General features: G+C 45.6%; 4 protein-coding genes and 1 tRNA gene. All 5 read right to left on the reverse strand.

What is annotated here, in order from left to right; all coding sequences use genetic code 11:
* Positions 1 to 105: 105 nt before the first annotated feature.
* Entirely contained in the window at positions 106 to 948 is an 843-nt protein-coding gene (gene speB, locus J7J01_10195; GenBank protein ID MCD6211228.1) for an agmatinase, read from the reverse strand.
* A complete protein-coding gene (gene nfi, locus J7J01_10200; protein ID MCD6211229.1) occupies positions 917 to 1,618 on the reverse strand; it encodes a deoxyribonuclease V in 702 nt (233 codons plus the stop codon). The genes speB and nfi overlap by 32 nt, the downstream gene beginning before the upstream one ends.
* Before the next feature lie 331 nt (positions 1,619 to 1,949).
* Positions 1,950 to 2,053: transfer RNA gene (locus J7J01_10205), tRNA-Gly, on the reverse strand.
* Positions 2,054 to 2,106: 53 nt separating this feature from the next.
* Entirely contained in the window at positions 2,107 to 3,384 is a 1,278-nt protein-coding gene (locus J7J01_10210; protein ID MCD6211230.1) for an MBL fold metallo-hydrolase, read from the reverse strand.
* The gene (locus J7J01_10215) at positions 3,381 to 3,977 is read right to left on the reverse strand and encodes a 30S ribosomal protein S3ae (protein MCD6211231.1); all 597 of its coding nucleotides are present in this window, start codon (positions 3,975 to 3,977) and stop codon (positions 3,381 to 3,383) included. The genes J7J01_10210 and J7J01_10215 overlap by 4 nt, the downstream gene beginning before the upstream one ends.
* Between the last annotated feature and the right edge of the window lie 164 nt (positions 3,978 to 4,141).

A 4,141-nucleotide genomic window follows, 5' to 3' on the forward strand; every position in this document is an offset into this window, starting at 1 on the left:
TACTGGTACTGGCTTGATCCTGGAAGCTTCTGGTGAGATAAACCTGAGCAATGTGAGCAAATTTGCAGCTACGGGTGTTGATGTCCTCTCATCGGGTATGCTCACCTATGGCGCTAAGTGGCTTGGATTCTCTCTGGACGTGGTATGATCCTTCAGCCAGTAAGAAGCGAGCACTTCAAATACGAGCTTTGCGGCATTCAGGCATGTAATTCCATTCTTGATGTCCAGTTGTGGATTCACCTCCACGATGTCACATGCAACCACATCACCTCTCTTTATTATCCTGCGCACCAATCTAATCAGAGCTTCCAGTGACATCCCACATGGTTCTGGATACTCTACCCCTGGTGCTATACTCGGATCGAGCACATCAATATCAATAGAGAGGTACAGTCTCCCCTCCAATACCAGTTCCTCTGGCGTATCATCAACATCAATATCAACATCAAGAATTCTTACACGTTTTTTCATGAATTCGTACTCCTCCCATGAGGCAGAGCGAACACCAATCTCTATCACGTTTTCAACCCCTGCTAACTCCGCTATCCGGCGCATTACACAGGCATTGGAGAATCTGTTACCCATATAAACATCCCTGAAGTCAGCGTGTGCATCTATAACCACTACCCTTGTTAGCTCCTGCCGCTCGAAATAATACTTGAAGAGCGGGTATGATATGGAATGATCACCACCTATGAATATCTTCCTCTTTCCTGTATCAATGTCCAGGTCTGTAATATCATGCAAATCTCCACGGTCATAATATAGTAAATCAGAGAGTTCGAGCTTATTGTGCCACATGAAAGTCTCAAGCCGTTGTGATGCCCTCCTTATCATCTCAGGAGCGTTGCTCGCACCTTTAATGGTGGCATTATCATCAAAAGGCACACCTATTATCTCATATATTGCCTTTTCGCTATCCTGTAGTAGTGAGCCTGCGAATTTCATCCTTCTTCAGTTTATTTACACAGAGATGTGCGAGCCTTGTGGGTTCTGGCAGTTTATACTTTCGGATGCAGCTCTTTACGATGGTGAGCGAGGTATCAAGTGATACCTTATGCCCGGGTGCGACGACAAGCGGTCTGCAGCCTTTCTTACTCTTGAGGTAATATCCAACTTCTCTACCATGATACCTTATCAAATTAGCTTCGCCTGGCTTGCTGGGAATAGTGCCTGAGCCACACAAAATGTTCTTCGCCACACCTATGGTGGGTATATCCAGTAAAACACCTACATGGGTAGCTAAACCCGCGAATCTGGGGTGGTTTATCCCGCATCCGTCTATTAAGAGCAGGTCGGGCTTTTTATCCAGTTTGTGGAACGCTTCTATTATCGCCGGTGCTTCACGGAAAGACAGCAGTCCGGGGATATAAGGGAAGTCAACGGGCATCATCGCACTCGAATGGTAGAGAAACTTCATTGAAGGATATTCGAGCACTACAACTGCAGATATCATTATCTCTCGCCCCTCTGTATTTCCGTTTGTAGCTTCGCGGAAGAAAGCCTGGTCTGCACCAGCCACAAGACTCAAAGCTCTTAGCTGGTCCTCTATTATCGCCTTTGATGCTATTTCCTCCTGCATCAGGTACAGGTCTCTGGTGTTTATCTCCACTCTCATGGATATCGCGATTGAGATGGGATTGATAATCTAATATCTAATCAAATTGCGTTCCTATACTTTAATTTAATTCTATTTTGGCAATCTCATATTATTTGTTAATGACTGTGGTCTCTTCGGCGACTGGCTCATCCAAAGAGATGCAGTGGTATACATTTGAGAAATCTCATGAATGGAAAGATTAACAACAGCGAGGAAGTAGAGGAAATAGAAGAGGTAGAAGCAGAAGCAAGAGATTGCGTGAGGAAAAGGACCTTTTAAGCGGTGTCGTTATCGGCGAGGTTATTGGATATGGTGATGCTGCAGAGCTGCAGATATAGACATGCAGACATGCGCCGGCCGGGATTCGAACCCGGGTTAGAGGCTCTTTACTCCTCCTTCCCCCTCTCAGAAGAGGATTGGCAAGCCCCTGTGATACCACTACACTACCGGCGCGATACGATACACGCGGATATCAATATATATGAGACTGAGGCTGAGGACTGAAACTATTTTATTATAAACTCTTCTCCATTCTTCGGTGCGATTGCTTCACATCCAAATTTATCCCTTGTCCATGATGCGAACTCCTCTGTGTGCTCACCATGCACCGGGAATACAATCTCTGTACCCGAATTGCAGAACCGGGACACCAACTCCTTCAACTCTGAGTCGCCTGCATGTGCAGAGAAATCATACTGTTCCACATTCGCATTCACCTTCATCACTTCTCCATTCGTCTCTACACAGCCCTGCTCAACTAATCGCCTGCCGTTTGTCCCCTCTATCTGATAACCAGTGAGGAGAACCTTGCTCCTCGGATCTTCATGTATCTTCTTCAGATAATATAGCACCGGTCCTCCATTGAGCATACCGGCGGTAGTGACAATAACAGAAGGTTCAGAGAGAGCTTTCTTGCGCTTCTTCGAGTTCACAAAGATTGCATCGGCAAAGGCATCATTTAGCGCTTTCGCATCCTTTAGAAATTCTGGATGGTGCTTGAACAGGGAGAATACACTCAGACCCATACCATCCACATACGGTGTAACTCCGTAAGAATGGAGTATCATCACTATTTCCTGCGTCCTGCCTACCGCGAAACAGGGCACAATCGCATTACCTCCAGATTCTACCGTCTCTTTTATAGAATCAACAAATTCACGCTCCAGCTCCTTCCTGTCGCGGTGTTCCCTGCCATAGTATGTACTCTCTATCAGTAAGATATCAGATTGTGGGTATTCAGCAGGTTGAGCACTGTTTATCAACCGAGTTGCACCCAGCTTTATATCGCCCGTGTAGAAGAGGCTTATATCCTCACTCTCTTTCTTAAGGTATACAGAAGAGCTACCCGGTATATGCCCTGCATTATATAATATGACCTCATATTCTGCATCATAATCAGAACCGTCCAGTATAATCCGCTCGCCATAATTCACTGGGTGGGTATGCCGGTCCATTCTCCGGATATTGCCCTCATCAAAGAAACTAAAACCCTGCTCCCTACCTACTTTTATCGTATCCCTGCCAAGGAGCTGAGTCAAATCCCGTGTTACTGGAGTCAGATATACATCTGGTACCCGCTTCTTGTGCTCAGGCATTAAACTCGGTACCATACCCGAGTGGTCAAGGTGCGCATGTGATACGATAACTGACTTGGGGAAAGCACTCTCAATTGGTACTTCTGGTGGCTCGGACGGTCTAAGTCCATAATCCATAACTATCTTATCATCAATCAGTATCGCAGAACGACCAACCTCATTGCAACCGCCAAGGAACTTTATCTTCATCTCCTCTCCTCTTTCTCTTGCATCCTATAACGCTCTGTCTTCGTTATCTCAACCCTTCTCAGTGGGTATATCTTCTTCGCAACTTTGTATATGTCAGATGATAACTTCCCCAGAATTATCTCCTGGATATACTTGCTTAATTCCAATGTTTTTGCTCTATTTATTATTATCTCCTCCATCATCTTCCTTATTTGCTTCACCTGCGCCTCACTCGCCTTCTTCAGCGTGAAGCAAGAAGTTTTTACCCGCAGCTTCTCGCCATCTTTCGTCATGACATCAATATTGGAGTCTATCTTTGAGATTCCTTTCCTCGCCAGGCTCCGTAAATAGCCAGTATCCATCTTATGTCCTATGAACCTCGTATAAGCCGTTGTGTGATTGACATCGTCAATCTCCAGTAACAACTTCAGGTTTGTATTCTTTATCATCTTCCCCGTGAGGTCTCCAAGAGTCATCTCTATCCGTCTACCTATCAGCTTTGAAGGCTCATCTGCCACTGTCTCCCCCGCCTTCACTTCGCCAAACATCTTCGGTGCCAAAACTGTATACCATTGCTTCGCCTTCCATTTATCTCTTGATCTCTTGTGCGCCAGTTGTACTCACACCCCTTCTCCTATTATCCTATCTCCTATCACAATAAAGGATAGCATCACATATAAACATGAGCTTGAAGATGATCCAGGACGGACTCAAATATCCTTTTTCCATCGCCGTATGAAGGCTTTTTCTTCCCCCTTCTCCCCCGTCCCTTCCCCTC

The sequence above is a fragment of the Methanophagales archaeon genome (assembly GCA_021159465.1).
Classification (GTDB): domain Archaea; phylum Halobacteriota; class Syntropharchaeia; order Alkanophagales; family Methanospirareceae; genus G60ANME1.